The sequence below is a fragment of the Escherichia sp. TW14182 genome (genome assembly GCF_000208525.1).
In the GTDB taxonomy this organism is placed as follows: domain Bacteria; phylum Pseudomonadota; class Gammaproteobacteria; order Enterobacterales; family Enterobacteriaceae; genus Escherichia; species Escherichia ruysiae.
The window spans coordinates 1-1172 of record NZ_AEJZ01000330.1 but is presented as its reverse complement, the minus strand read 5'-3'; the positions used below and the strand labels follow the sequence as shown (position 1 = coordinate 1172).

1 protein-coding gene is annotated in these 1172 nt (G+C 57.0%); it reads left to right on the top strand.

Annotated features, from left to right (window positions below; translation table 11 throughout):
- On the top strand, nucleotides 1-1060 hold a 1060-nt coding region (gene puuB / locus EQY_RS0121065; protein WP_000318575.1), incomplete at its 5' end, for a gamma-glutamylputrescine oxidase.
- Nucleotides 1061-1172: the final 112 nt, after the last annotated feature.

Here is a 1172-nt window from a genome sequence, read left to right as displayed (position 1 = left end):
AACCCCCTCCAGCCGCGACATCGACGTAATCGAAAAAAGCTACGGCATGGACACCGCCCGTATGCTCGGCAGCATGATGTTTGAAGGTGGCGAGATCATTCGCGAGCGCATCAAACGTTATCAGATTGACTGCGACTACCGCCCCGGCGGCCTGTTTGTGGCGATGAATGATAAGCAGCTCGCGACTCTTGAAGAGCAGAAAGAGAACTGGGAACGCTATGGTAACAATCAACTCGAACTGCTGGACGCCAGTGCCATTCGCCGTGAAGTTGCCAGCGATCGCTACACCGGTGCGCTGCTGGATCACAGCGGCGGGCATATTCACCCGCTGAACCTCGCTATTGGTGAAGCCGACGCCATTCGTCTGAACGGCGGACGTGTGTATGAGCTTTCTGCGGTGACGCAGATCCAGCACACCACGCCAGCCGTGGTGCGGACTGCCAAAGGTCAGGTAACGGCGAAGTATGTGATTGTCGCCGGGAATGCGTATCTGGGCGATAAAGTGGAGCCGGAACTGGCGAAGCGCAGTATGCCGTGCGGCACGCAGGTAATCACCACCGAGCGGCTTTCCGATGATTTAGCCCGTTCGCTGATCCCGAAAAACTACTGTGTCGAAGACTGTAACTATCTGCTTGATTACTACCGCCTGACTGCCGATAACCGCCTGCTGTATGGTGGTGGCGTGGTGTATGGCGCACGTGACCCGGATGACGTTGAGCGCCTGGTGGTGCCGAAACTGCTGAAAACCTTCCCGCAGTTGCAGGGCGTAAAAATCGACTACCGCTGGACGGGCAACTTCCTGCTGACCCTGTCGCGTATGCCGCAGTTTGGTCGCCTCGATAAAAACATTTACTACATGCAGGGCTACAGCGGCCACGGCGTTACCTGTACCCATCTCGCCGGGCGTTTAATTGCTGAACTGCTGCGCGGAGATGCCGAGCGTTTCGACGCGTTCGCCAATCTGCCGCATTACCCGTTCCCCGGCGGGCGCACGCTGCGCGTGCCATTTACCGCGATGGGCGCGGCTTATTACAGCCTGCGCGATCGTCTGGGCGTTTAATTTCCGATTAACCGTGAAGAGTCAAAAGGTGTGAAACATGAGCAACAATGAATTCCATCAGCGTCGTCTTTCTGCCACCCCGCGCGGGCTGAGGGATCCCCACAAAATTACT